This window comes from Pseudomonas hunanensis, assembly GCF_013393325.1.
GTDB lineage: Bacteria > Pseudomonadota > Gammaproteobacteria > Pseudomonadales > Pseudomonadaceae > Aquipseudomonas > Aquipseudomonas putida_P.
In genome coordinates, this window is record NZ_QJRC01000088.1 from 12,843 (window position 1) to 39,134 (window position 26,292).

General features: G+C 60.6%; 25 protein-coding genes. 12 read left to right on the forward strand and 13 right to left on the reverse strand.

The features are described from left to right. Positions 1-70 precede the first annotated feature (70 nt). Positions 71-1,255 (forward strand): C17 cyclopropane fatty acid synthase CfaB, encoded by a 1,185-nt coding sequence (gene cfaB / locus DM807_RS13270; RefSeq protein ID WP_179027452.1) that lies wholly within the window; start codon positions 71-73, stop codon positions 1,253-1,255. Positions 1,256-1,319: 64 nt separating this feature from the next. Here cfaB and cls read toward each other — a convergent pair whose 3' ends face one another. Next, entirely contained in the window at positions 1,320-2,759 is a 1,440-nt protein-coding gene (gene cls, locus DM807_RS13275; RefSeq protein ID WP_060494493.1) for a cardiolipin synthase, read from the reverse strand. A gap of 133 nt (positions 2,760-2,892) precedes the next feature. Between cls and DM807_RS13280 the strand changes: the two genes are divergently transcribed. Continuing rightward, positions 2,893-3,420, forward strand: a complete 528-nt coding sequence (locus DM807_RS13280) for a DUF3617 domain-containing protein (protein WP_179027453.1) — start codon at positions 2,893-2,895, stop codon at positions 3,418-3,420. On the opposite strand, the gene folE2 is transcribed toward DM807_RS13280, so the two are convergent. Together folE2 and DM807_RS13290 are read right to left on the reverse strand one after the other, a co-directional pair. Next, a complete protein-coding gene (gene folE2, locus DM807_RS13285) occupies positions 3,404-4,309 on the reverse strand; it encodes a GTP cyclohydrolase FolE2 (protein ID WP_179027454.1) in 906 nt (301 codons plus the stop codon). The two genes, DM807_RS13280 and folE2, sit on opposite strands and share 17 nt — an antisense overlap. 25 nt (positions 4,310-4,334) lie before the next feature. Continuing rightward, on the reverse strand, positions 4,335-4,715 hold the full coding sequence (locus DM807_RS13290) for a hypothetical protein (protein WP_060494496.1): 381 nt from the start codon (positions 4,713-4,715) through the stop codon (positions 4,335-4,337). Between the two features lie 114 nt (positions 4,716-4,829). Between DM807_RS13290 and zigA the strand changes: the two genes are divergently transcribed. The 3 genes from zigA to DM807_RS13305 are packed head-to-tail and all read left to right on the forward strand — an operon-like array spanning position 4,830 to position 7,670. Beyond that, a complete protein-coding gene (zigA, locus tag DM807_RS13295; protein WP_060494497.1) occupies positions 4,830-6,035 on the forward strand; it encodes a zinc metallochaperone GTPase ZigA in 1,206 nt (401 codons plus the stop codon). Continuing rightward, a complete protein-coding gene (locus tag DM807_RS13300) occupies positions 6,032-6,658 on the forward strand; it encodes a DUF1826 domain-containing protein (protein ID WP_012274888.1) in 627 nt (208 codons plus the stop codon). The genes zigA and DM807_RS13300 overlap by 4 nt, the downstream gene beginning before the upstream one ends. A gap of 40 nt (positions 6,659-6,698) precedes the next feature. Next, complete coding sequence (locus DM807_RS13305; RefSeq protein ID WP_179027455.1) at positions 6,699-7,670, forward strand: CobW family GTP-binding protein; 972 nt, start codon at positions 6,699-6,701, stop codon at positions 7,668-7,670. Here the strand turns inward: DM807_RS13305 and DM807_RS13310 are convergent, their stop codons facing one another. Next, positions 7,671-8,063: a DUF3301 domain-containing protein gene (locus tag DM807_RS13310; protein WP_012274886.1), complete on the reverse strand. Its 393-nt coding sequence runs from the start codon at positions 8,061-8,063 to the stop codon at positions 7,671-7,673. Positions 8,064-8,183: 120 nt separating this feature from the next. Here DM807_RS13310 and pdxY point away from each other — a divergent pair, with 120 nt between their 5' ends. Beyond that, positions 8,184-9,056 (forward strand): pyridoxal kinase PdxY, encoded by an 873-nt coding sequence (gene pdxY / locus DM807_RS13315; RefSeq protein ID WP_060494501.1) that lies wholly within the window; start codon positions 8,184-8,186, stop codon positions 9,054-9,056. Here pdxY and DM807_RS13320 read toward each other — a convergent pair. Further along, on the reverse strand, positions 9,053-9,538 hold the full coding sequence (locus DM807_RS13320; RefSeq protein ID WP_012274884.1) for an acyl-CoA thioesterase: 486 nt from the start codon (positions 9,536-9,538) through the stop codon (positions 9,053-9,055). The genes pdxY and DM807_RS13320 overlap by 4 nt on opposite strands. A gap of 342 nt (positions 9,539-9,880) precedes the next feature. On the opposite strand from DM807_RS13320, the gene DM807_RS13325 reads away from it, so the two are divergent. Then, positions 9,881-11,641, forward strand: a complete 1,761-nt coding sequence (locus DM807_RS13325; RefSeq protein ID WP_012274883.1) for a cation:proton antiporter — start codon at positions 9,881-9,883, stop codon at positions 11,639-11,641. Between the two features lie 133 nt (positions 11,642-11,774). On the opposite strand, the gene DM807_RS13330 is transcribed toward DM807_RS13325, so the two are convergent. The 4 genes from DM807_RS13330 to zwf form a co-directional block, all read right to left on the reverse strand. Next, positions 11,775-12,182, reverse strand: coding sequence for an SMI1/KNR4 family protein (locus DM807_RS13330; protein WP_069943009.1), 408 nt, complete (start codon positions 12,180-12,182; stop codon positions 11,775-11,777). A gap of 114 nt (positions 12,183-12,296) precedes the next feature. Further along, the gene (locus DM807_RS13335) at positions 12,297-13,151 is read right to left on the reverse strand and encodes a Tim44 domain-containing protein (RefSeq protein ID WP_012274881.1); all 855 of its coding nucleotides are present in this window, start codon (positions 13,149-13,151) and stop codon (positions 12,297-12,299) included. 134 nt (positions 13,152-13,285) lie between these two features. Then, on the reverse strand, positions 13,286-15,472 hold the full coding sequence (gene uvrD / locus DM807_RS13340) for a DNA helicase II (RefSeq protein WP_012274880.1): 2,187 nt from the start codon (positions 15,470-15,472) through the stop codon (positions 13,286-13,288). 212 nt (positions 15,473-15,684) lie between these two features. Then, positions 15,685-17,127: a glucose-6-phosphate dehydrogenase gene (zwf, locus tag DM807_RS13345; RefSeq protein WP_012274879.1), complete on the reverse strand. Its 1,443-nt coding sequence runs from the start codon at positions 17,125-17,127 to the stop codon at positions 15,685-15,687. Positions 17,128-17,230: 103 nt separating this feature from the next. Between zwf and hexR the strand changes: the two genes are divergently transcribed. After that, positions 17,231-18,097 carry a transcriptional regulator HexR gene (hexR, locus tag DM807_RS13350; protein ID WP_012274878.1) on the forward strand — a complete coding sequence of 289 codons (867 nt, stop codon included), beginning with the start codon at positions 17,231-17,233 and terminating at the stop codon, positions 18,095-18,097. Between the two features lie 150 nt (positions 18,098-18,247). Then, positions 18,248-18,466, forward strand: a complete 219-nt coding sequence (locus DM807_RS13355; RefSeq protein WP_012274877.1) for a PA3496 family putative envelope integrity protein — start codon at positions 18,248-18,250, stop codon at positions 18,464-18,466. Here DM807_RS13355 and DM807_RS13360 read toward each other — a convergent pair. Next, positions 18,408-19,370 (reverse strand): LysR family transcriptional regulator, encoded by a 963-nt coding sequence (locus tag DM807_RS13360; RefSeq protein WP_012274876.1) that lies wholly within the window; start codon positions 19,368-19,370, stop codon positions 18,408-18,410. The two genes, DM807_RS13355 and DM807_RS13360, sit on opposite strands and share 59 nt — an antisense overlap. Before the next feature lie 190 nt (positions 19,371-19,560). Between DM807_RS13360 and DM807_RS13365 the strand changes: the two genes are divergently transcribed. Both DM807_RS13365 and oadA read left to right on the forward strand, forming a co-directional pair. Next, positions 19,561-20,976, forward strand: coding sequence for an acetyl-CoA carboxylase biotin carboxylase subunit (locus tag DM807_RS13365; protein ID WP_012274875.1), 1,416 nt, complete (start codon positions 19,561-19,563; stop codon positions 20,974-20,976). A gap of 11 nt (positions 20,977-20,987) precedes the next feature. Beyond that, entirely contained in the window at positions 20,988-22,796 is a 1,809-nt protein-coding gene (gene oadA, locus DM807_RS13370) for a sodium-extruding oxaloacetate decarboxylase subunit alpha (protein WP_012274874.1), read from the forward strand. Between the two features lie 102 nt (positions 22,797-22,898). On the opposite strand, the gene DM807_RS13375 is transcribed toward oadA, so the two are convergent. The 3 genes from DM807_RS13375 to DM807_RS13385 are packed head-to-tail and all read right to left on the reverse strand — an operon-like array spanning position 22,899 to position 24,666. Next, positions 22,899-23,570: a GNAT family N-acetyltransferase gene (locus tag DM807_RS13375; protein WP_012274873.1), complete on the reverse strand. Its 672-nt coding sequence runs from the start codon at positions 23,568-23,570 to the stop codon at positions 22,899-22,901. 7 nt (positions 23,571-23,577) lie between these two features. Further along, positions 23,578-24,024, reverse strand: a complete 447-nt coding sequence (locus DM807_RS13380; RefSeq protein ID WP_012274872.1) for a GNAT family N-acetyltransferase — start codon at positions 24,022-24,024, stop codon at positions 23,578-23,580. Positions 24,025-24,036: 12 nt separating this feature from the next. Next, positions 24,037-24,666 carry an FMN-binding negative transcriptional regulator gene (locus tag DM807_RS13385; protein WP_012274871.1) on the reverse strand — a complete coding sequence of 210 codons (630 nt, stop codon included), beginning with the start codon at positions 24,664-24,666 and terminating at the stop codon, positions 24,037-24,039. A gap of 90 nt (positions 24,667-24,756) precedes the next feature. Between DM807_RS13385 and pdxR the strand changes: the two genes are divergently transcribed. Continuing rightward, a complete protein-coding gene (gene pdxR, locus DM807_RS13390; RefSeq protein WP_012274870.1) occupies positions 24,757-26,286 on the forward strand; it encodes a MocR-like pyridoxine biosynthesis transcription factor PdxR in 1,530 nt (509 codons plus the stop codon). The last annotated feature ends 6 nt before the right edge of the window (positions 26,287-26,292 follow it).

The following is a 26,292-nucleotide window of genomic DNA, read 5'->3' on the forward strand; positions in this document are numbered from 1 at the left end:
TGAACTACTCTGTTGCGGCGACGTTCGAAATATCAGGCGTCGTAGTCAATTAGGGATAGGAGGGTTGTTCATGCTTGCTCAACTTCCACCGGCATTGCAGAGCCTGCATCTGCCGCTGCGGCTGAAACTGTGGGACGGCAACCAGTTCGATCTGGGGCCTAGCCCGCAGGTCACCATCCTGGTCAAGGAACCACAGCTCATCAGCCAGTTGACCCATCCAAGCATGGATCAGCTAGGCACCGCATTTGTTGAAGGCAAGCTGGAGCTGGAGGGCGATATTGGCGAGGCCATCCGCGTGTGTGATGAGCTGAGCGAAGCATTGCTGGCCGGTGAGGAAGAAGTGCTGCCGCAGAGGCTTGCCCACGACAAGAGCACTGACGCCGAAGCCATCTCTTATCACTATGACGTCTCCAACGCGTTCTACCAGCTATGGCTGGATCAGGACATGGCCTATTCATGCGCTTACTTCCGCGAGCCCGACAACACGCTCGACCAGGCGCAGCAGGACAAGTTCGACCACTTGTGCCGCAAGCTGCGCCTCGATGCCGGCGACTACCTGCTCGACGTTGGCTGCGGCTGGGGAGGGCTGGCGCGTTTTGCGGCCCGCGAGTATGGCGCCAAGGTGTTCGGCATTACCTTGAGCAAGGAGCAGCTCAAGCTGGGTCGCCAGCGCGTCAAGGCCGAGGGGCTAGCCGACAAGGTCGACTTGCAGATTCTCGACTACCGTGACCTGCCCCAGGATGGCCGCTTCGACAAGGTTGTCAGCGTGGGCATGTTCGAACATGTCGGGCATGCCAACCTGGCGCTGTACTGCCAGAAGCTGTTCGGCGCTGTGAGGGAAGGGGGGCTGGTAATGAACCACGGCATTACCGCCAAGCACGTCGATGGCCGACCGGTGGGGCGAGGTGCTGGTGAGTTCATCGACCGCTATGTGTTCCCCCACGGCGAGTTGCCGCACCTGTCGATGATCAGCGCCAGTATTTGTGAAGCGGGGTTGGAAGTGGTGGATGTGGAAAGCCTGCGCCTTCACTACGCCAAGACCCTGCACCACTGGAGCGAGAACCTGGAAAACCAGTTGCACAAGGCGGCGGCGCTGGTGCCCGAGAAGACACTGCGTATTTGGCGGTTGTACCTGGCCGGGTGTGCCTATGCCTTCCAGAAGGGTTGGATCAACCTGCACCAAATCTTGGCGGTGAAGCCATACGCCGATGGGCACCATAACCTGCCCTGGACGCGTGAGGACCTGTATCGCTGATTACTCAAGTCCCAGTGGAAGTGAGCGAGTGCGCTTCCACTGGGACTTAAGTAAAAACACGCTTTTAGAGAATCGGTGAAATCAGCCGCGCAATGCGCATCCCCAGTTGTTGCAGTCGATGCGTATCGCGGCTGTCCTCTGCAGTAATCTCCCGTGCCTGTTCAAAGTCATCGTTCAGCATGTGCTCGACCTGGTCGGCGAAGCTGCGGTCGACTGTCAGCAGGGTAATTTCGAAGTTCAGGCGGAACGAGCGGTTGTCCAGGTTGGCACTGCCAATCGCACTGACGTCGTCATCCACCAACACCACCTTCTGATGCAGGAACCCTGGCTGGTAACGGAACACGCGCACCCCTGCGCGTACCGCTTCAAAGGCGAACAGGCTGGAGGCGGCATAGACAATGCGGTGGTCCGGCCGTGATGGAATCAGCACGCGCACATCGACCCCTCGCAACACCGCCAGGCGCAAGGCGGCGAACACGGCCTCGTCAGGAATGAAGTAAGGGCTGGTGATCCACACTCTGCGGGTGGCGGAGTGAATTGCTTCAAGGAAGAACAGCGAGCAGGTTTCCTGTGGGTCTGCCGGGCCGCTGGCCAAGGCCTGGCACAGGACACCGTTGTCCGGGTAGGCATCTGGCAGGATCAGTGGCGGTAGCTGGCGCGTGGCCCAGTACCAGTCTTCGGCGAACGATTCTTGCAGGCAGGCCAGCACCGGCCCGCTAATCTGCACATGGGTGTCGCGCCAGGGTGAAAGCTGCGGGTGCTTACCCAGGTACTCGTCACCCACGTTGTGCCCGCCGATGAAACCGACCAGGCCATCCACCACCACGATCTTGCGATGGTTGCGGAAGTTGACCTGGAAACGATTGAACCAGCCGCGGCGGGTGGCGAAGGCATGGATCTGCACACCACCGTCACGCAGCACCTGGCTGTAACTGGCCGGCAAGGCGTGGCTGCCGACACGGTCGTAGAGCACGAACACCTGCACCCCTTCGGCGGCCTTGCGTAACAACAGTTGCTGCAGCGCTTTGCCAAGGGTGTCGTCATGAATGATGAAGAACTGCACCAGCACCACATCGCGGGCTTTCTCGATGGCAGCGAAAATGGCATCAAATGTGGCCTGGCCATTGATCAGCAGTTTCACCTGGTTGTTTGCCAGGCATGGCATGCGACCCAGCTTGGGCATGGCGCGCAAGGCTGCGTAGCTTTCCGACTCACGGGCAGTAAGGGCTTCCTCAACCCAGGGCCGCCAGTTGAGGTTGGCCATGGCCACGTGCATTTCCTGGTTGGCCTGGCGCCGCGCCTTGATGTAGGCATAGAACGATCGGGCACCGAAGACCAGATAGGGAATCAAGGTGAGGTAGGGGATGAAGAACAAGGGCATGGCCCAGGCAATCGCGCCTTGGGCAGTCCGCACGGTGAACACCGCGTGCAGTGCGGCTACGATCCCCAGCAGATGTATCAGGCCGAGTAGGTAACCAAAGAAGTAGGGGCTGTGGTAATCCATATGCATCCTGCTTGCCGAGTACACTTGAGGTAACAGAACACGTTCCCGGTCCGCCTTGCAACCCGAAGGTGGATTTGGCGTCTAAGGCTCAGCCCGGCCCGCTTGGCCGGCTTTTTTCCAGGAGCGTTCGTCCATGAAGATTCGTCTGCCACTGTTGGCGTTGGCCCTAGGTATGAGCAGCCCGCTGGTGCATGCCCAGATGCTGCAACCAGGTTTGTGGGAGCTGACCACCAGCAATATGCAGGTCGATGGCAAGCCGCTACCCGACATGGAATTCATGCTCGGCCAGTTGAAGAACCTGCCGCCAGAGCAGCGCGCAATGATGGAAGGGGTGTTGGCCAAACAGGGGGTAAGCGTAGGCGGTAAGGGTGTACGTTCGTGCCTGACGCCAGAACAGGTGGCAACCAACGACATCCCGCTGCAGGACCCGAAGTCAGGTTGCACGCAGAAGATCACAGACCGCACCGGTAATGTGTGGAAGTTTCAGTTCAGTTGCCCGAAGGCCCAAGGGAGTGGCCAGGCCACATTCCTCAGTGATCGGGAATTCACTACCCAGGTAAGCGGCACATTCAACGCATCGGGTGTGCAGCAGCAAGGCAGCATGAACACCCGTGCGGTGTGGCTGGGCAATGACTGCGGCACGGTCAAACCGCGCAGCTGACGTCCCATTGCCACTGGCTGGTTGCTACAGCGTCGTGGGCATGCAGGCTCTCTGCATGTTCCACGCGTAGTTTGAAGGCTGTGCTCCATTCCATTTGCCGTAGAGCCTTATGCAGGCGGCGTGCGGCGTCTTCACAGAACATCAGGTTTTGCCCGTTGGCCAACGCGAAGGCTTGCTCGTCTGCGCGCTTTACGGCGGTTTGCACCGCTGTCCCCAGGCTAGCCTCTATGCGGTCGATCAACTCGGTGATGGGCAACACCTGCTGATTGCTGTTTAGCCGTACCTGAACCTGCGCGGTACTGCGTTGGCTATGAGGCGTAGCAACAATCCCTTCGGCACTGCCAAGCCATTGCAGTACTGCAGCTTTTTCGATTTTCTGTTCGCTGAAGTGCGTCTGAAACTGCTGCTGAATCAGCTGCCGTGCGAGTGCAGCCGAGCATGGGCAGGTTGAGGAGTAAGGAACAGAAACGGATAGTTCCACGTGGAACACTTCATTTTCGATCCTGGCATCTACCGTTACGGCGTAGCTTTTCCAGCCCGCCAATGGGCTGATCAAGGCGGGCCTGTTCAGCAGATGCTCGAAGCTGAAGCGCAAGTAGGCTGCGGAAGAAAGGCTTGCGTGGCTGCTGAGGAAATCCTCCAGAAGCTGCCGGATGGCGAGTGGTGTGAGAGGCTGGTGTTCCAATGACCCCAGCGCAAGGTAAAGCCGCGACATGTGTATGCCGCGTGAACTGCCGTCTACCAGGCTAACTCCTGCGTCGACTTTGGCAGCCGCGGTGCGCCCTTCGAATTGCACTGGCAGGGCGATTCCGCACATGCCAACCCAATTCAATGGCACGGCATACGCTTGAGTTTGTGCGGCGATATCGGGGAGCTTGAGCTGAGTCATTTGGCTTTCCAAGCAAGTAAAGGCATCAACGGCAACCGCCGATCAAACTGCAATGCAGATTGAAGCGCTGCCCGCTGGAGCTGGATACGCGGTTCAAAGTGGTCCAGCCAACGCGGCGGCTGTAACCCACCCAGGCCTCTCCATCGCTGGCCAGGCCGGTAAAAAAGGTCAATGTGCCGTAGCGGCTGTTGGTTTGTGCCCACAGGCGCCGGCTGTCGAAGTCGTAGCCGCGCAGGTAGAACGTGCTGCCTTCGGTGCGCACGCTGTAGTAACTGCCTTTGCCGTCCTGGCAGGCGAGCAGCGTGGCGCTTCGCGTACAAAGCGCCAATGCACTGCCTTTTGGCATAGCCAGCAGTGAAGTCGGCATGACCAGCATCAGCAACGCCAAGACGCTTGGCAGATTCATTTTTCATCCCCGGTGAGCACTCGTCCGTCGAGAACGGCTTGGCGAAATTGTATTGTTACTTTATAACATTGTGCAATGCATCGTTTCGAATGCGTCTGCCTGAAGAGGTTCGCCATGCCCAATCGTCTCCCCGTCACCGTGCTGTCCGGCTTCCTGGGCGCCGGCAAGAGCACACTGCTCAACCATGTGCTGCGCAACCGCGACAACCTGCGGGTCGCGGTCATCGTCAATGACATGAGTGAAATCAACATCGACGCCAGTGAGGTGCAGCGCAATGTCAGCCTCAACCGCGCTGAAGAGAAACTGGTCGAGATGAGCAACGGCTGCATCTGCTGCACGTTGCGTGAAGACCTGCTTGAAGAGGTGGCGCGGCTGGCCGAAGAAGGGCGTTTTGACTATTTGCTGATCGAGTCCACCGGTATCTCCGAACCATTACCGGTGGCCGAAACCTTCACTTTCCGCGACGAACAGGGCCGCAGTCTGTCCGATATGGCGCGCCTGGACACCATGGTCACCGTGGTCGATGGCCTGAACTTCCTGCGCGACTATCAGGCGGCAGACAGCCTGGCCAGCCGTGGCGAAACCTTGGGCGAAGAAGACGAGCGGTCAATCAGCGATCTGCTGATCGAGCAGGTCGAATTCGCCGATGTGCTGCTGCTGAGCAAGATCGACCTTATCAGCCAACATGAGCGCGAAGAACTCACCGCCATTCTGCGCAGCCTCAATGCCCGGGCTCAGATCGTACCCATGGTCATGGGGCAGGTGCCGCTGACGCGTATTCTGGACACTGGCCTGTTCGACTTCGATCAGGCAGCCCAGGCACCGGGTTGGTTGCAGGAGTTGCGCGGTGAGCATGTGCCCGAAACCGAAGAGTACGGTATCGCGGCCATGACCTGGCAGGCACGACGTCCGCTTCATCCACAGCGCTTTTTCGACTTTATCCACACTCACTGGACTAACGGGCGGTTACTGCGTTCCAAGGGTTTTTTCTGGTTGGCCAGCAAGTATCAGGAAGCCGGTAGCTGGTCGCAAGCGGGCGGCATGATGCGCCATGGCCTGGCTGGCCGGTGGTGGCGCTTCGTACCGCGCGATCAGTGGCCGCAGGATGTGGATAACACCAGCGCGATCTTGAAACACTGGACTGCTGAGACCGGTGATTGCCGCCAGGAGTTGGTGTTCATCGGGCAGAATATCGACTTCGGAAAATTATCCACAGCCCTTGATGGCTGCCTGTTGACGGATCAGGAAATGGACTTGGGCCACATGGGTTGGTTACGCCTGCCCGATCCGTTTGGCCCATGGCACGAGGAGGCGGCATGAACGCGGCAACTCGGGCTGTGGATATCTTTCAGGTGCACGGCGATAGCCCGCAAGTTCTGGCTGAAGTGCTGCAGGACGGCGTGAACCTGGCCGTTTGGCGCCGGCGCCTGCCGGCACAGTTACAGGACTTTTCTGAATTGGCCATAAGCCTTGGTCAGCCCCTGGCTGATCAGCGGGTAATCGATGTGGACGAGCAGCAGATGCCAGTACTGCCCGATCTGCTGCGTGAAGCGTCGGATTTACTTGGCTATGAGGCCTTCGTTGCCGATGTGACGTGGTTGGTGGCGGCGTACACCTGCCTGGTTGGCGCACGTCGGGTCGGTTTACGTCTGCGGGTACTGGACGGTCCTATGTGCCCGCGCTTCCATGTGGATAACGTGCCATTACGCCTGCTCACTACCTATGCGGGTCCGGGTAGTGAATGGTTGCAAGAGCAGGATAGCCGGCGTGGAGAGTTACACACAGCTGATCTTCCTGTGGATAACATAAAGCGCCTGCAGCCCGGCGAGGTAGGGATACTGAAAGGCGAGAAATGGCAGGGCAACGAGGGCGCAGGCCTGGTGCATCGGTCCCCTTCAGGGCAACAGGGGCGGCTACTGCTCAGCCTTGACTGGCTGGCCTGACGGCGCATAGTGAGGCATCACCACCGCCTGAAGTCGCCCCATGCTGCAGAACATTCCCACCCATGTAATTGCCGGCCCGCTGGGCGCTGGCAAAACCACCCTGATCCGTCATCTGCTGGCCCAGCGCCCAGCCAATGAACGCTGGGCTGTACTGATCAACGAATTTGGCCTGGTAGGCCTGGATGCGGCCTTGCTCAGCCGTGACGAAGACGGCATAGCCATCGGCGAGGTGGCAGGCGGCTGCCTGTGCTGCGTCAACGGCATGCCATTTCAGGTGGGCCTGGGGCGCTTGCTGCGTAAATCCCGGCCCGACAGGTTGTTTATCGAGCCTTCCGGCTTGGGCCACCCATTACAGCTGCTGGCTCAGCTACAGCAAGCCCCTTGGGCTGGAGTGCTGACAATTCAACCACTTCTGATGGTTGTGGATGCCCTGGCCATGGCTAGAAACGAGCCCCTCACGGAGGCTCAACAGCAGGCTTTCGATGGCTGTGAGAACGTGGTTTTCAACAAGTCAGAGCTTGTGGATGAATCAGATAAGTTGTTGATAACTAATGAATTTATAAACAAGAAAATCATATGGACAGTGCAAGGTTGGCTGCCTCTGTCGGGCCTTCCGCAGGCATCTTCCCAGATTGTTGACAGCCCATTCCTAGATAACAAGATTGTCGACAATCTTGAAAGTGCCCCAGCATTACTCTGGACAGACCCCAGGCAGCCCATCTGCCTTAGCCAACAGGGGGAAGGAGGTTGGAGTATTGGCTGGCGTTGGCACCCTGGCCAACAGTTTTATCCACAGCGGTTACAGGCGTTCTTGCGCGTCTGGCCATGGCGACGCGCCAAGGGAGTTATCCACAGTGTGGAAGGCTGGCAATCATTCAATGGGCTCAATGGAGGCATGCCCGCCTGGCAGCCCAGCGAATGGCGCAGGGATACGCGTATCGAGCTGATTTTCGATCAGCCGCAATCGCAACCCGCACTGCATGCCGGGTTGAGCGAATGCCAAGTCAGCTGATCAGTTGCGCCAGCGGTTGTGCTCCTGGCGCCACTGCTGCATTTCGATGACATTGTCGGCGCGCGGTGGGGTCTTGATTTCGAACGGGTAGGGTGCCAGCTCGATCTGCACGCTGTGGGCGCCGAACTGGGTCACGGTACCGGGGTGGCGCTGCTCGCCCGTGACGGTGAACTCGAAGGCATAGATGCGTGCCAGGCGTTTACGGCCATTGGCATCCCGGACAAAGGCGATGCGCTTGAGTGCGACGGCGTCGTCGAGCAGTTCGAGGTCGAGCTTGGCGCAATGCTGTTTGACCCGCTCCAGGGCTTTCTCGCGCAACCCATGGTTGTGCCACAACCAGGCGCCTGCCGTGGCTACCAGCATCAGGACGAAGAGGTTCTCCAGGGTCAACATTTGCATATGCTCCAAACAGGTGTATCCAGCTTAACTGCGTCCCTGGCCTGTCGTACAGGTGGCAATCGCGTTCATACTGCGCTGCGTACAATCCTTGAAACAGCTTTGGAAACCACCCGCATGAAACGTACCCCGCACCTGCTCGCCATTCAGTCTCATGTGGTGTTCGGCCACGCCGGCAACAGCGCCGCGGTGTTCCCCATGCAGCGTATCGGGGTCAATGTCTGGCCGCTCAATACCGTGCAGTTCTCCAATCACACACAGTATGGCCAGTGGGCGGGTGAAGTGCTTGCCCCGGCGCAAATTCCTGCGTTGGTGGAAGGTATTTCCAACATCGGCGAGCTGGGCCACTGCGATGCGGTGCTTTCCGGCTACCTGGGCAGTGCCGAACAGGGGCGAGCGATCCTGGCCGGCGTCGAGCGGATCAAGGCGGTGAACCCAAAGGCTTTGTACCTGTGCGACCCGGTCATGGGGCACCCGGAGAAGGGCTGCATCGTCCCGCCCGAAGTCAGTGCGTTTCTGCTCGAGGAGGCGGCGGTCAGGGCGGACATCCTGTGCCCCAACCAACTGGAGCTGGACAGCTTTTGTGGGCGCCGCGCGCAGTCACTGGAAGATTGCGTGAACATGGCGCGCAGCTTGCTGAAGCGTGGGCCGCAGGTGGTGGTGGTCAAGCACCTGGCCTACCCTGGGCGCGCCGAGGACCAGTTCGAAATGCTGCTGGTGACTGCCGAACACAGCTGGCACCTACGCCGCCCGCTGCTGGCGTTTCCACGCCAGCCGGTGGGGGTGGGTGACCTCACCTCCGGTTTGTTCCTGGCCCGTGTAATGCTGGGCGACAGCTGGGTGCAGGCATTCGAGTTCACGGCTGCAGCGGTGCATGAAGTGCTGCTGGAAACCCAGGCCTGCGCCAGCTACGAATTGCAGCTGGTGCGGGCTCAGGACCGCATTGCGCACCCACGGGTACGCTTCGAGGCGCAGTTGCTGGCGCTTTAGATCGCGTCGGTTTTCAGGTCCTGGTAGCGCTTCTCCAGCTCCTGGCGGATCTGGCGCCGCTGATGGCCTTGCAGGAAGCGACGCTTTTCCTCGCTGCTATGCGGCTGGCGCGGTGGCACCGGCACCGGGCGGCGATTGTCGTCGACTGCAACCATGGTGAAGAAGCAACTGTTGGAGTGGCGCACCGAGCGCTCGCGGATGTTCTCGGTCACCACTTTGATGCCGACCTCCATCGAGGTGTTGCCGGTGTAGTTGACCGACGCGAGGAAGGTCACCAGTTCACCTACGTGTACGGGTTCGCGGAAGATCACCTGGTCGACCGACAGGGTCACCACATAGCTACCGGCATAGCGGCTGGCGCAGGCGTAGGCCACTTCGTCGAGGTACTTGAGCAGGGTGCCGCCATGTACGTTGCCAGAAAAGTTGGCCATGTCCGGGGTCATCAGGACGGTCATGCTCAGCTGGGCGTTTCCAGGTTCCATAGTGTGCTCACGGTGAGGTTGCGCTGAATCGGGCGAATGGAGGGCGTTATCTGCTGACACTGCTGTTCCCCTCTTATGAATTTGCCTTGCTGATACGGGACGTTGGCTGACGCGCTGTCGTCACGCTGATCATGCCATCAGCGGCGCTTTTCTAGCCGATCTGTTTCTGCATATTGCACCGGCTTTTTGCGGCGGGGTGCGATGTTAACCTGAGTACGCCCATGCAACATGGGCGTTCCTGCATTCAATACAGTATGTACTTGCTGCTCCCTCAGGTTTGCCTTGGCAGAGGAGCGGTCTGCCCAGGCATCCAGAAAAAGACGAGAAAAGGAGTATCACGCCATGCATGCCATCAGCTTCATCCAGGACCTGGCGGTCATCATGCTGGTCGCTGGCGTGGTCACCATTCTCTTCCATCGCCTCAAGCAGCCGGTGGTGCTTGGGTACATTGTCGCGGGCTTCATCATTGGCCCGCACACCCCGCCGTTTGGCCTTATCCATGATGAAGACACCATCAAGACCCTCGCTGAACTGGGGGTGATCTTCCTGATGTTCTGCCTGGGGCTCGAGTTCAGCCTGCGCAAGCTGTTCAAGGTGGGTGCCACAGCGTTCATCGCAGCGTTCCTGGAAATCGTGCTGATGATCTGGATCGGCTTCGAGATCGGTCGCTGGTTCGGCTGGAATACCATGGACTCGCTGTTCCTTGGCGCCATCCTGGCCATATCCTCGACCACCATCATCGTCAAGGCGCTCAACGACCTGAAGATGAAGAACGAGCGCTTTGCCCAGCTGATCTTCGGCGTGCTGATTGTCGAGGACATCCTTGGCATCGGCATCATTGCCCTGCTGTCGGGTATCGCGGTCAGTGGCACGGTCAGCTCGGGTGAGGTGTTCTCCACTGTCGGCAAGCTGTCACTGTTCATGATCGTCGCCCTGGTCATCGGCATCTTGTTGGTGCCGCGTCTGCTGGCCTATGTGGCCAAGTTCGAAAGCAACGAGATGTTGCTGATCACCGTGCTGGGCCTGTGTTTCGGCTTCTGCCTGCTGGTGGTGAAGCTGGAGTACAGCATGGTGCTTGGCGCCTTCCTGATTGGTGCGATCATGGCTGAATCGCGCCAGTTGCTGAAAATAGAAAGCCTGATCGAACCGGTACGCGACCTCTTCAGCGCCATATTCTTCGTCGCCATCGGCCTGATGATCGACCCCCAGGTGCTCATAGACTACGCCTGGCCGATCGTGGTCATCACCTTGGCGGTGGTGCTGGGCAAGATGCTGTCTTGTGGCATGGGGGCGTTCATCGCCGGCAATGATGGGCGCACGTCGCTGCGCGTGGGCATGGGGCTATCGCAGATTGGCGAATTCTCTTTCATCATCGCCGCGCTGGGCATGACCCTGCAGGTAACCAGCGATTTCCTTTACCCGGTGGCTGTCGCGGTATCGGCAATCACCACGTTGCTGACGCCGTACCTGATCCGCGCGGCCGACCCGTTGTCGCAAAAGCTGGGCAATATAGTGCCGGGCCGCCTGGCGCGGGTGCTGTCGTTGTATGGCGAGTGGTTGCGCAACATCCAGCCGCAGGGCGAGAGCGCCATGCTGGCGGCGATGATTCGGCGCATCCTGTTGCAGGTGGGGGTAAACCTGGCGCTGGTAATCGCCATTTTCTTCAGTGGTGGCTACTTCGCAGGGCGAATCGGCAACTGGCTCAGTGAGTGGGTGAGCGATGCGAGCCAGCAGAAGGCTGTGATCTGGGGGGCGGCCTTGTTGCTGTCACTGCCATTCCTTATCGCCGCCTACCGCAAGCTCAAGGCACTTTCGATGTTGCTGGCAGAGATGGGCGTGAAGCCTGAAATGGCAGGGCGGCATACCCAGCGTGTGCGCCGTGTGATTGCTGAAGTTATCCCGCTGTTGTCGCTGCTGGTGATCTTCCTGCTGCTGTCGGCATTGTCGGCGAGCATTCTGCCGACCAGCGAGTTGTTGCTGGTGATTGCTGTAGTCGCTGCCGTGGTGGTGGCGTTGTTGTGGCGCTGGTTCATCCGCGTGCACACGCGCATGCAGATCGCCTTGTTGGAGACGCTAGAGAATAGTCGCGAGAACTCGCACTAAGGGGCAATGCTCCCTGCGCAAGATTTCACCGTCGTCCGAGGGGATGGAGCGGTAGCGATGTCGCCAGGCGCAGAAAGCCTGGCGATTTTAACTACATTGATGGCACTAAGCCATAAATATTCCTGTGGATATTTCAGCTTTCCAGCCAAACATCCCGCGCCCAGTGCCACACCGATTCCCAGCTGTCTTCGCCGACCAGTTCCTCATCGGCATCCCACAGCACCACGGTGCCATCTTCTTCTACGCAGTAGTAGTTTTCGCCGTCCTGGCACAGTGGGATCAGCTCACGCGGCACGCCGGCATCCCAAGCTGTGGCGGCAACTTCTGGCAGGTACGTGTGCGACTGCGGGTCGGTACAAGTGACAGGCTCAAGAGAGCCGTAAACAACATCACTTACGGTCAGCAGAAACTCTTTGAACACGAATGGAATATTGATGAACAGCTGCTCTTCGATCTCCACCAGCTGGTCCTCGTCGGGAAGCTCCAAGGGCACCGGTACGGGTTCATTGGCTTCACGGAGTTGTTCGATCACTTCTTCCACGGTTCACTTCCTCTGACCTAGATGACAACGCTGCGCGTTATACCCTAGTAGGCCAGTCTGGCAAAAGCAAAAACCCCGGGACAGGCCCGGGGTTTTTCATGCAGCACGTAGCGATTAGCCGTTTTGACGGATACCGGCAACCAGCCAAGGCTGGTTCTCGCCCTGGGCGCGAACCATGTGCCAGCTTTCGCTGAACACTTCGCCCTGGTCGAAGCGCGAGTTCTTCGACACGCCACGGAAGGTCAGGGTGGCGTCGGTGCGGTCGGTGCGGTCGTCGAGACCGTCCAGCTGCACTTCCAGGTTATCGATGTAGGTAGCCTGGAAGCCATCACCCAGCTCAGCACGCTCGCGCTTGAGGAACTCCAGCATTTGCGGAGTAACGAACTCGGCGATCTTGTCCATTTCGTTGGCATCCCAGTGCTGCTGCAGCGACTGGAAATGGTTACGGGCGGCAGCCAGGAAGTTCTGCTCGTTGAACCACGCCGGGGCGTTGATTACCGGAGCGGCTGCGGCGGCAGGTGCGGCCGAACCCCCGAAGATCGACGGCTGGGCAGGCTGGGCGTGAGCCTCACGCTGCATCGGCGCATGGCCTGGCATGGCCATTTGCGGCTGCTGCTGGCGGCGGCGCGCGGCGATGAAGCGGAACACCAGGAAGGCAATGAGCGCCACGATCAGGAAGTCCATGATCTGGAAGCCTTCGAAACCGTCGCCCATGAACATGGACGCCAGCAGGCCACCGGCGGCCAGGCCGGCCAATGGGCCCAACCAGCGCGAAGCACCGCTGGCGGCCGGGGCTGCACGACCAGGTGCGGTCGGCGCGGCGGCAGGCGTGGTTGGCGTAGCCTGGCGGGTCTGGTGAATAGGCGCGGAGCCCGAGCTCTTACCGCCGCCGAAACGCTTGGCGTTGGCGTCCAGGCTCAGCGTCAGGCCGACGCAGAGCGCCAGTGCGATGCTAAGAAAACGTTGCATAAGTGGGATATCCCCTGTTGTGGATTGCACGCGCGTCATGGTGCACAGGTTCCCGGGCACATGACCAGCGACATAATGTTTCGAGCTTTTGCCTGAATGTTACAAGGCCGCCCCGGCAGGGCGGCCTTGCGCTTTCAGATGGCCTCGAGCTTGGCATACCCCAGCATCAGCCACTTGCTGCCTTCGGCAAAGTTCACCTGCACCCGCGCCTGCGCACCCGAGCCCTCGAAGTTGAGGATCACACCTTCGCCAAACACTGCATGTTGTACACGCTGGCCAAGGTTGAACGCGGTCTGCGGAATACTGGCATTGGCAAACAGGTTGCTGTTGGTGGCGGTCTTGGCCCCACCGAACGGGCGGCTGACGCTGTTGGACAGGCGCACTTCCTGAACCAAGCCTGGCGGAATTTCGCGCACGAAACGCGACACCTTGTTGTAGGTCTCGCTGCCATACAGGCGACGGGTTTCGGCATAGGTCATGACCAGCTGGCGCATGGCGCGGGTGATGCCCACGTAGGCCAGGCGCCGTTCCTCTTCCAGGCGGCCGGGTTCTTCCAGGCTCATCTTGTGCGGGAACAGGCCTTCTTCCATGCCCACCAGGAACACATACGGGAACTCCAGGCCTTTGGCGCTGTGCAGGGTCATCAGCTGGATGCTGTCTTCATGCTCATCAGCCTGGGTATCGCCCGCTTCAAGCGAGGCATGCCCCAAGAAGGCTGACAGTGGCGAGAGGTCGGCATCTTCGTCGGCGGATTCGAAGTTGCGTGCAGCGCTGACCAGTTCCTCAAGGTTTTCTACCCGTGCCTGGCCCTTTTCACCTTTTTCTTCCTGGTGATAGAGGATTAGCCCGGACTGCTCGATGGTGGTCTGGGTCATGGTATGCAGCGGCATGTCCACGACCTTGGCGGCCAGCCCCTCGATCAGCTCGATGAAAGCCCCCAGGGCACTGGCGGCGCGGCCCTTCAGGGCCTTGGCGGCGAGCAGCTGGCACATGGCTTCCCACATCGACAGCTGGCTGTGACGGGCGTGTTCACGGATGGCTTCGACGGTTTTTTCGCCAATACCGCGCGGCGGCACGTTGATCACCCGCTCCAGGGCGGCATCGTTGCCACGCCCTTCGATCAGCCGCAGGTAAGCCATGGCGTTCTTGATTTCGGCGCGTTCGAAGAAGCGTTGGCCGCCATAGATGCGGTAGGGGATGCGCTCGCGCAACAGGGCCTCTTCCAGCACCCGCGACTGGGCGTTGGAACGGTACAGGATGGCGATCTCGTTACGCGCATTGCCCTGCTTGACCAGGCTTTCGATGGTTTCCACCACGTAGCGTGCTTCGTCGTGCTCGTTGTAGGCCGCGTACAGGGTCAGCGGTTCACCTTCGCCCATGTCGGTCCACAGCTCTTTGCCCAGGCGCCCGCTGTTGTTGGCGATCAGGGCGTTGGCAGCCTTGAGGATGCCGCCGGTGGAGCGGTAGTTCTGCTCCAGGCGGATCATCTCGGCGTCGGGGAAGTCGGCGGTGTACTGGTGAATGTTTTCGATCTTGGCGCCGCGCCAGCCGTAGATCGACTGGTCGTCATCGCCTACCGCCATCAAGCTGGCGCCACCGCGCGCCAACAGGCGCAGCCAGGCGTACTGCACGGCGTTGGTATCCTGGAACTCGTCCACCAGCACGTGCTGGAAGCGCCGCTGGTAGTGCTCCAGCAAGCCCGGGTGGTCGCGCCACAGGTCCAGGGCGCGCAGCAGCAGTTCGGAGAAGTCGATGACCCCGGCGCGCTCGCAGGCCTGCTCGTAGGCGGTATAGACCTCGCGCATGGTCGCCAGGAACAGGTCGCCACCGGCCTGGATATGCTGCGGGCGCAGGCCCTCGTCCTTCTGCCCGTTGATGAACCACTGGGCCTGGCGCGCCGGCCACTTCTGCTCGTCCAGGCCCAGCTCGCGCATCACCCGCTTGATCAGGCGCTGCTGGTCGTCGCTGTCGAGGATCTGGAAGTTCTGAACCAACCGTGCTTCCTGCCAGTGGGCCCGCAGCAGGCGATGGGCCAGGCCGTGGAAGGTGCCTACCCACATACCCGCCGGGTTGATCCCCAGCAGCTGCTCGATCCGCTGGCGCATTTCTGCAGCAGCCTTGTTGGTGAAGGTCACCGACAGGATCGAATGCGGCGACGCCTGCTCTACCTGGATAAGCCAGGCGATGCGGTGCACCAGCACGCGGGTTTTACCGGAACCGGCGCCGGCAAGCACCAATTGACGCCCGAGCGTGGCCGCTACGGCCTGGCGTTGGGCATCGTTGAGGGAATTAAGCAGGAGGGAGAGGTCATCTGTGTGCATCGGGCCATTCTAGGGCGCAGCAGGGGAAGGGTAAATGGCACTGTATGAATATTCACCCTTGCGCAACTGCAAAGCGGCCCCTGCAGGCCGTGCGCCTGCAGGGGCCGTCACGTCTACATCAATGGGTTTCCACGATGTCGGTGATGCAAGTGATCAGTTGGCCGTCGTGGAAAATATCTGCAGCGCATACCTGCGATGCAGCGCGAAGCGCTTCAGCTGTGCCAGTGCCTGCCATGCCGCGCCAGTAGGCTGTTGGCCTGCTCCGGGCCGTTGTTGCCCGCCGGGTAATGGCGTGGCGCCTGAAAGTGCTCTTCCCAGCCCTTGATGATCGGGTCGACCCACGCCCAGGCCGCTTCCACTTCATCACGCCGCATGAACAGCGTCGAGTCGCCTTCCAGGATGTCCAGCAGCAGGCGTTCGTAAGCACCCCAACGACGGGTCTGGCCGAACACCTGGGCCAGGTTGAGGTCCAGGTCCACCGGCTCCAGTCGCATGCCTTTGCCGGGGCTTTTGGTCATCATGCGCAGGCTGATGCGTTCGTCCGGTTGCAGCTGGATCAACAGCTGGTTGACCTGGCCGCCGCTGAAAAGCTCATGGGGCACAGGCTTGAACTGGATGACGATCTGCGAAGTGCGCCGCGCCATGCGCTTGCCGGTGCGCAGGTAGAACGGCACGCCAGCCCAGCGCCAATTGTCGATGTGCGCCTGAACGGCCACAAAGGTTTCGGTATCGCTGTCGTTGTCCACGTCCTTTTCGAAGTAATAGGCCGGCACTTCCTGGCCACCGATGTAGCCGGCACCGTACTGACCACGCACGGTCTTGTCCTGTACGTCCTGCCCAGTAATGGGCTTGAGGGCACGCAGGACCTTCACTTTCTCGTCGCGCACGGCCTCGGCTTCGAACTGCGCGGGTGGCTCCATGGCCACCAGGCACAGCAGCTGCAGCAAGTGGTTCTGGAGCATGTCGCGGGTTGCCCCGGCACGGTCGTAGTACCCGCCGCGGTTCTCTACACCGAGGGTTTCGCAGGCGCTGATCTGCACATGATCGACCTGGCCGTTGCGCCACACAGGTTCAAGCAGGGCGTTGGCAAAGCGCAGCGCCATGAGGTTCTGCACGGTTTCCTTGCCCAGGTAGTGATCAATGCGAAACACCTGGGGTTCTTCGAATACGGCGCCGATCGCTTCGTTGATGGCGGTGGCCGAGTGCTGTGAATGGCCAATGGGCTTTTCCAGCACAATGCGCGCCTCGCTGTCGGCCAGCCCGGAAATACGCAAGTGGTTGGCGATTGGCACGAACAGGGAGGGCGCGGTGGCCAGGTAGAAGACGCGGGTCAGCCCGCCAGGCTCGCCGAGGTAGCGCGCCAGGCGACCGAAGTCGGCGCTTTGCGAGGCATCCATGGGGAAGTAGTCGAGGCGCGCGGCAAAGCGTTGCCACACATCTTCGTCGAAGTCGGTGCGGGCAATCTGCGCCCGGCAATGCCGTTCTGCGAGCTTGAGGTATTCGTTACGGCTGATGTTGCGGCGGGCGAGGGCAATGATGCGTACCGCGTTGTTCAGGCGCGCCTCGCGATACAAATGGTAGAGCGCCGGAAGCAATTTGTGCAGGGCCAGGTCGCCCGTGCCACCGAACACCAGAATGTCGCAAGGAATAGTCAAACCACCACTCTCCACGTTCGTTTAACTGGGCGGGTTGGCGTCCATGTAGTATAACTACAAGAAAGCTACAACCCGGCCAGCCGATCATAACCGAGTCCAGCCCGTGAATCTGTTGCAACATATCGCCCAATCGCGCCACCTGCTGCGCAAATCGGAACTCAAAGTGGCCGACCACGTGCTGCTCGACCCGGCTGCCGTCATGCACAGCTCCATGGCCGATCTGGCGCACAGTGTGGGCATCAGCGAGCCGACCATCGTACGTTTCTGCCGGGCGATCGGTTGCTCGGGCTTCCAGGACCTGAAACTCAAGCTGGCGCAGAGCCTGGCGGCTGGGGCCAGTTTTGGCCAGTTTGCCATCCATGAAGACGACTCGGTCGCCGACTACAGCCTGAAGATCTTCGACACCACCCTGCACACCCTGATGGAAGTGCGCGAGCACCTCGACCCGCATGCGCTTCAGCAGGCGGTGAGCGCCATGGCCCAGGCACAGCGTGTCGAGTTCTATGGCTTTGGTGCCTCTGGTGCGGTGGCGGCCGATGCCCAGCACAAGTTCTTCCGCCTGCTGCTCAGTGCCGCTGCTTATTCCGACCCGCACATGCAGGCGATGTCGGCGGTAACCTTGAAGCCGGGCGATGTGGCCGTGTGTATTTCCCAGTCGGGTCGCTCCAAGGACTTGCTGATCACCGCCAACCTGGTGCGTGAGAGCGGCGCCAACCTGATTACCCTGTGCCCCAGCCAGACGCCGCTGGCCGAGCTGTCGACGGTCAACCTGGCGATCGACGTGCATGAGGACACCGAAATCTATACCCCGCTGACCTCGCGTATCGCCCACCTTGTGGTGATTGACGTGCTGGCCATGGGCGTGGCCATGGCACGGGGCCCGAGCCTGGTCAACCACCTGAAAAGCGTGAAGCGCAGCTTGCGCAGCCTGCGTTTGTCGCCCAAGTCGATCAAGGCTACAGATGACTGAATTCAGCCTGTAATGGCCTTTACGCGAGTTCATCCGTGAAAAGGCCGGCAAAGGCGAAGCAAATTTCACTGTTTTGTCACCATTCCACAGCCAAACCGTAAACCATCAAGGCCAGTCTGAAACTCCCGCATCCTATCTGGGAGACAGGCAATGGCTCGTGACTTCGATGGTACGTACCAACCCAACGCCAAGGCTCGCAAACAGCAGGAAAAGGATCAGCGCCGCATGGAATACCGCCGCGCGATCGAAAGCTATTGCGACCAACGTCAGCTGCTGCGCGACCTGGTGGATTACCCCGAGTTGCAAGAACTCACGGTGTGGCAGGCGTCGGCGGCAACTTCCCCGAAAAACGCTCAACAAGCGCGCTGATCAACGCACGTTCGCCGCGGATGAATGCCAGAAAGGCCAAGGCCACCGGCGACTGTCGCTTGGCCTTGGACTGCACCACGCACCAGCTGCGGTACAGCGGCAGTTCCTCCACCGGTAATTCCTTCAGCACCCCGGTGGCCAGTTCCAGGTTGACTGCGTGGCGGGTGAGCAGGGCGATCCCAAGGCCGGCGATCACGCATTCGCGCTGGGCATCGGCCGATGCAACCTCCAGGGTCTGGGTGAAATGCACGCGCTTGTCCTTGAAGTACTCTTCGCAAGCCTTGCGCGTCCCTGAACCTTGCTCACGGACCAACAGGGTATGAGGCTCCAGGTCCTGCAGGCGCAGCTGCTCGAGCTTGCACAGCGGGTGCTCGGGCGGCGCCACGGCAACGATTGGGTTGTTGAGGAATGGCAGAAACTCCAGACCCATGTCCTGCGGCACCATCGACATGATGATCAGGTCGTCGCGGTTGTCGGAAAGACGGCGAATGGCCTGGGCGCGGTTGACCACTGTCAGGGTCAGGTTGACCTCCGGGTGACGCTGCTTGAAGGCGGCGAACAGGTGTGGCACGAAGTACTTGGCACTGGACTCGATCGCCAGCTTCAACTGACCCTGCAATGAGCCCTGCATGTCCGACAGCTGCATGTCCAGGCTCTCCAGGCGCCCGAAAATGTCGTGGCTGGCGCGTTGCAAGGCTTCGGCCGCCTCGGTGAGGTAGAGCTTCTTGCCCACATACTCGAACAGCGGCTGGCCGATCAGCTCTTCAAGCTGGCGGATCTGTAGACTAACGGCGGGTTGCGTCAGCGACATCTCTTCCGCCGCACGGCTGTAAGAACGTAAATCACACACCTCATTGAAGATCTGCAATTGACGCAAAGTCATACGCATCAAGGACTTACGCATTTCTTGTCTCGCCTTCGGCAACACCTTGTTACCGCACTATAAGCTTTTGCTAATACAGCCCCTAACAAATATTGATTTTTGTTTATCGACCTACAGCGCTAGGGTGAATGTGCGACTGGCCAGCAACGCCTGGTCACGCGCCGACCGGTAGAACCGGCTCGACTGTTCCTACGGCTTTGGGAAGACTCCAGTGATAAAAAAAATCCTGATCGCCAACCGAGGTGAAATCGCAGTTCGGATCGTGCGTGCCTGCGCCGAGATGGGCATACGCTCGGTAGCGATCTTTTCCGACGCCGACCGGCATGCCTTGCACGTCAAGCGCGCCGACGAAGCCCACAGCATTGGTGCCGAGCCGCTGGCCGGCTACCTGAACCCGCGCAAGCTGGTGAACCTGGCTGTGGAAACCGGTTGTGATGCCCTGCACCCGGGCTATGGTTTTTTGTCGGAAAACGCTGAACTGGCAGAGATCTGCGCCGAGCGCGGGATCAAGTTCATCGGCCCGGCCGCCGACGTGATTCGCCGCATGGGCGACAAGACCGAAGCGCGCCGCACCATGATCGCCGCTGGTGTGCCGGTCACCCCTGGCACCGAAGGCAACGTTGCCGATATTCATGAAGCCTTGAGCGAAGGCGAGCGCATCGGTTACCCGGTGATGCTCAAGGCCACCTCCGGTGGTGGCGGTCGCGGTATTCGCCGTTGCAACAGCCGCGAAGAACTGGAACAGAACTTCCCACGGGTGATTTCCGAGGCGACCAAGGCCTTTGGTTCGGCTGAAGTGTTCCTGGAAAAGTGCATCGTCAACCCCAAGCACATCGAGGCGCAGATCCTCGGTGACAGCTTTGGCAACGTGGTTCACCTGTTCGAGCGCGACTGCTCGATCCAGCGCCGTAACCAGAAACTCATCGAAATCGCCCCAAGCCCCCAGCTCACCCCCGAGCAGCGCGCCTACATTGGCGACCTGGCAGTGCGTGCGGCCAAGGCGGTGAACTACGAGAACGCCGGTACCGTGGAGTTTCTGCTCGCCGATGGCGAGGTGTACTTCATGGAAATGAACACCCGGGTGCAGGTGGAACACACCATCACCGAGGAAATCACCGGTATCGACATCGTCCGTGAGCAGATTCGCATAGCCTCGGGCTTGCCGCTGTCGGTCAAGCAAGAAGACATTCAGCACCGCGGTTACGCGTTGCAGTTCCGTATCAACGCCGAAGACCCGAAGAACAACTTCCTACCAAGTTTCGGCAAGATCACCCGTTACTACGCCCCCGGCGGCCCCGGCGTGCGTACCGACACGGCGATCTACACCGGCTACACCATTCCGCCGTTCTACGACTCCATGTGCCTGAAACTGGTGGTGTGGGCGTTGACCTGGGAAGAAGCCATGGACCGCGGCCTGCGGGCCCTGGACGACATGCGCGTGCAAGGTGTGAAGACCACCGCCGCGTACTACCAGGAAATCCTGCGCAATCCGGAATTCCGTAGCGGCCAGTTCAATACCAGCTTCGTCGAAAGCCACCCTGAACTGACCAACTACTCGATCAAGCGCAAACCCGAAGAGCTGGCCCTGGCCATCGCCGCCGCCATCGCCGCCCACGCAGGCCTGTGAGGAACCCCATAATGTCCAAGAAAATTCACGTAACCGACACGATCCTGCGCGACGCCCACCAGTCCCTGCTGGCCACCCGCATGCGTACCGAAGACATGCTGCCGATCTGCGACAAGCTCGACAAAGTCGGCTACTGGTCGCTGGAAGTCTGGGGTGGCGCCACCTTCGACGCCTGCGTGCGCTTCCTCAAGGAAGACCCGTGGGAGCGCCTGCGCAAGCTGCGTGCAGCACTGCCCAATACTCGCCTGCAAATGCTGCTGCGCGGCCAAAACCTGCTGGGTTACCGCCACTACAGCGACGACGTGGTCAAAGCTTTCGTCGCCAAGGCTGCGGTCAACGGCATCGATGTTTTCCGTATTTTTGACGCCATGAACGACGTGCGTAACCTGCGCGTGGCCATCGAAGCGGTCAAGGCCGCCGGCAAGCACGCCCAGGGCACCATCGCCTACACCACCAGCCCGGTGCACACCATCGAAGCCTTCGTGAACCAAGCCAAGCAGATGGAAGCCATGGGTTGCGACTCGGTAGCGATCAAGGACATGGCCGGCCTGCTGACCCCATTCGCCACTGGCGAGCTGGTCAAGGCGCTGAAGGCCGAGCAGTCGCTGCCGGTGTTCATCCACTCCCACGACACCGCCGGCCTGGCGGCCATGTGCCAGCTCAAGGCTGTGGAAAACGGTGCAGACCACATCGACACCGCCATTTCCAGCTTCGCCTGGGGCACCAGCCACCCGGGTACCGAGTCGATGGTTGCCGCGCTCAAGGGCAGTGAGTTCGATACCGGCCTGGACCTGGAACTGCTGCAGGAAATCGGCCTGTACTTCTACGCCGTGCGCAAGAAGTACCACCAGTTCGAAAGCGAGTTCACCGCCGTGGACACCCGCGTGCAGGTCAACCAGGTGCCGGGCGGCATGATTTCCAACCTGGCCAACCAGTTGAAAGAGCAGGGCGCGCTCAACCGCATGAACGAAGTGCTGGCTGAGATCCCACGTGTGCGTGAAGACCTTGGTTACCCGCCGCTGGTAACGCCGACCTCGCAGATCGTCGGCACCCAGGCGTTCTTCAACGTGCTGGCCGGCGAGCGCTACAAGACCATCACCAACGAGGTGAAGCTGTACCTGCAAGGCGGTTACGGCAAGGCGCCAGGTGTGGTCAACGAGCAACTGCGCCGCCAGGCGATCGGCAGCGAAGAAGTGATCGACGTGCGCCCGGCCGACCTGCTGAAGCCGGAGATGGCCAAGCTGCGTACCGACATCGGCGCCCTGGCCCGCTGTGAAGAGGACGTGCTGACCTTTGCCATGTTCCCGGACATTGGCCGCAAGTTCCTCGAAGAACGCGAAGCCGGCACGCTCACCCCGGAAGCCCTGCTGCCGATTCCAGAAGCTGGCGCCGTTTCTGCCCCTGGCGGTGAAGGCGTGCCGACCGAGTTCGTCATCGACGTGCACGGCGAAACCTACCGCGTCGACATCACGGGTGTGGGTGTGAAGGCCGAAGGCAAGCGCCACTTCTACCTGTCCATCGACGGCATGCCGGAAGAAGTGGTGTTCGAACCACTCAACGAATTCGTCGGCGGCGGCGGCAGCAAACGCAAGCAAGCCACCGACCCAGGCCACGTCAGCACCACCATGCCAGGCAACATCGTCGATGTGCTGGTCAAGGAAGGTGACGTGGTCAAGGCCGGTCAGGCCGTGCTGATCACCGAAGCCATGAAGATGGAGACCGAAGTGCAGGCGGCCATCGCCGGCAAGGTCGTCGCCATCCATGTGGCCAAGGGCGATCGCGTGACGCCGGGTGAAATCCTGATCGAGATCGAGGGCTGATTCAGGCCTTCATCCACAAGCGGTTTACCTCTGGGGAGCGGATGCTCCCCTTTTTTTTTTGCTGCATTTGATGGCCCTGTCGCCAGCAAGCCAATACAAAAATCAACCGTTGCGGCACGCTTCCAATGTTTGTCGCTGCCCGCCTGGCTGCTGATTATCCTCACCCAGCCACCGCTCGAAGCCGGCAGCCACCGCCGGCCATTCATCATCGGTAATCGAATACCAGGCCGTATCGCGGTTGTGGTCCTTCACCACCAGGTGTTTGCGGAAAACCCCTTCGTAGGTGAAGCCAAATCGCTCCGCTGCACGCTTCGAGCGGGCGTTGGCGTTATTGCATTTCCACTCCAGCCGGCGGTTGCCCAGTTCGAAGCCGAGCTTGCCCAGCAGGTACACCGCCTCGGTGCTCTTGGGCGTGCGCTGCATGGGGGCGCCGAAAGCGATATGGCCGATTTCGATTCGGCCGTGGTCGGGCACGATCGACATCAGGGTGAGGATGCCCTGGGCCTGGCCACTAGCGCGGTCGATGACGGTGTAGTACAGCGGGTCCTGGCCTGCAGCGTTGCCTTCCAGCCAGCGATCGAAGGCGGCACGTTCGGCGAATGGGCCGTAGGGCAGGTAGTCCCACAGCACTGGGTCGGAGGCTGGCCCCTGCAGTACCTCCCAGAGGTCGTTGCCATGGCGCACCGGGTCGAGCTTTTCCAGGCGGATGAAGCGGCCTTCGATTGGCTCGGCCTTGGGTGTTGCGGCGGGTTTCCAGTTCAATGCGTCAGTCATATCTGGCCTACAAACCTTTGCGGAATTGGATGAAGCCCGAGCGCTCGGCAACCTGCTGATACAGGCTGATGGCGGTGGCGTTGGTTTCGTGGGTCAGCCAGTGCACCTTGCTGCAGTTATCGGCCTTGGCGGTGGTGTAGACGTGTTCGATCAGTTGCCGACCGATGCCCAGGCCACGCTGCGTGCTGTCCACGTACAGGTCTTGCAGGTAGCAGGCATTCTCGATGCTCCAGTTGGAGCGATGGTAGATGAAGTTGACCATCCCCACGGCCTTGCCATCGACCCAGGCCAGTGCCGAATGGGTTGGCTCGTTAGGGTCGAGCAGGCGCTGCCAGGTGCTCTGGCTGACTTCATCGGCCAACTCGGTTTCGTAGAAGTGCAAGTAGGCCTGCCACAGGGCCTGCCAGGCGGCGTGATCTTGGGCGGTGACAGGGCGCAGGGTAACGCTAGACATGGGGCTATTCCTTCAGAGTTGGCGCATGTGCGCCGCGAGTTGGTTGTCTTGTTGATCGGTACTGGCGCTCAGGCTTTCGCACACACCGGCGATGTCTTGCTCGGAGCGGTTCTGGCTGAGCTTGCGCGCGCCTTGCAGGCGGGCGATGGGCAGGCGGACCCCGACGATGGCGCGGAGCATGCCGTCGAGGTAGTCAGCAGGGGCATCGGTGACCTTCCACGGTTCGCTGCGCCCCTGTTCGTGTCGGTCGGTCAGGCGGCTTACGATCGCCAGCAGCGGCTCGGCCTCATGGATAACATCGGCCGGGCCATAGGCGTGCACAGCCAGGTAGTTCCAGGTCGGCACCACCTTGGGGTTATCGGCCTTGCTTGGGTAGTAGCTGGGGCTGACATAGGCATCGGCGCCGGGGAACACCAGCAGCGCTTCGCCGCCTTGCTCGAGGTCTTGCCATTGGCGGTTGGCCCGGGCCAGGTGGGCATACACTGTGCCGAACTCGCCCTCAGCGGTATCGACCAGCACCGGCAGGTGCGTGGCCAGCAGGCCCTGCTCGCCGTGGCTGACCAGAACGGCCAGACGGGTGTCCAGCATGTGTTGGTGCAGGCGGGCGAGGTCGTGTTCCTGGTGGGGTTTGCTGTTGTACATGGGCGGGATCCTTGTCGAATGGCTTCATCCTAGGCAGGCTATTGGTTCTGGGTAAGAGCCATTACTGTCTGATTTGATAGGTCCAATGCCATGAGCCAGCAGCCCCTCATACTGCCTTTCGACCCTGCCGGCATCGCCCTTGATCGCCGTCGCGGGCTTAGCCAGCAGCTTTATCAGGCGTTAAGGGCGCGGGTGCTGGATGGGCGCCTGAGCAGTGGCACGCGGCTGCCGGCCACACGTGACCTGGCGGGCATGCTGGCGCTGTCACGCAACAGCGTGGTGCGTGCCTATGACCAACTGTATGCCGAAGGCTACATCGAAAGCCGCGTCGGTGATGGCACGTACGTTAGCCAGCTTCCGAAACTATCCACACAAGTATCCACAGGGTTATCCCTGGGTTTATCAACAGGGTTATCCACATTTTCCGTTGGAAATACTGATGATTTATCCAGCGATCGACGTTTGAGCGAGCCTTTGCAGCGCTTGAAAAGTGGTCATTTGCCCTCGCCAAGAAGCGGTGCGCCTCGTGCTTTTCGCGTCGGTATTCCGGCATTCGACCTGTTCCCATTTGACGTCTGGGCCAAGCTGCAGGCGGGTTTCTGGCGCAACCCTTCCCCTGAACAGCTGGGCTACGGTGATCCGGCAGGTGAGCCGGCTTTACGCGAGTTGATCGCGGCTTACCTGCGCCGCTCGCGCGGGCTGAGCTGCACGGCTGAACAAATTGTGATCACCAGTGGTGCGCAGCAGGCCATCAGCCTTTGTGCACAGCTGCTGCTGCAACCTGGCGACGGTGTGGCTGTGGAAAACCCAGGCTATCGGGCGGCCGGTCATGCTTTCACGCTGGCGGGTGGCCGAGTGTTTGGCGTGCCGGTGGATGAAGACGGCATGGATTGCGGCCGGCTCGAGCAACGGCCGGATTGCCGGCTGGCCTATGTCACGCCTGCTCACCAGTACCCGACCGGGGTGACCATGAGCCTGGCGCGCCGCCTGGCATTGCTGGCCTGGGCGGAACGCAGCGATGGCTGGGTCATCGAGGACGACTACGACGGCGAGTATCGCTACAGTGGCGCGCCGCTGGCCCCGCTGGCAGCGCTCGACCGGCACGGGCGGGTGCTGTATGTCGGCACCTTTGGCAAGATCGCCTTCCCGGCGTTACGCCTGGGCTATCTGGTGCTCCCGCCGCAGCTGGCGCAGGCGTTCAGCCAGGGCAAGGCGCTAGCGGTGCGGCATTCGGAGGTCAGCAGCCAGTGCGTGATGGCCGAGTTCATGGCCCGCGGGCATTTTCAGCGGCATATCCGCCGTATGCGCAAGGCGGCGTTGAACCGGCGCAATGTGCTCAAGGCCGGTTGGCCAGTGGATGTTCCGGGGTTGGGCGCAATGCCGGAAGTGGCGGCTGGGCTGCATGTGAAGGTCGATGTGGATAACTTTGCGAAAGAGCAGGAACTGGTGGCAAGAGCGGAGGCGGTGGGCGTGGAGGTAACACCGCTGAGCAATTTCTGGTTGGCGGATAGCGATGTGCCTGTGGATAAGCGAGCGGGCTTGGTGCTGGGGTTTGCGGCGGTGCCGGAGGGTGAGATTGCCGAGGCCCTGATGAAGCTGCGCAAAGCCTGGAGAAAGTGAATGGGG